The following is a 244-nucleotide window of genomic DNA, read 5'->3' as shown; positions in this document are numbered from 1 at the left end:
AGGTTGCGCGTTATGTTCGGCAAAATAAATGAGACTCGACGCGATCGCGAGCAGAACCGATAATACAAATAAAGAGAGAATTAACTCCTCTTGTTTGAGCCGTAAGACTCGCACCAAAATGCTTAAAGAATCAGTATAACGATTGAGTTTTAAAACTCTGAATAAGCGGAATAACCGCAACGCACGACCAATGCGCATTTGGGGAGAAAGCAACGGTAAATAAAAGGGAATAATCGCCAACAAG

General features: G+C 41.8%; 1 protein-coding gene. It reads right to left on the bottom strand.

Annotated elements, in window-relative coordinates:
* A partial coding sequence (locus tag R0J87_RS23690) for an ion transporter (RefSeq protein ID WP_498889450.1) occupies positions 1 to 244 on the bottom strand: 244 nt, incomplete at both ends.

The organism is Halomonas sp. SIMBA_159, from assembly GCF_046536035.1.
Lineage (GTDB): Bacteria > Pseudomonadota > Gammaproteobacteria > Pseudomonadales > Halomonadaceae > Vreelandella > Vreelandella venusta_A.
This window is presented reverse-complemented; position numbering and strand designations above follow the sequence as displayed.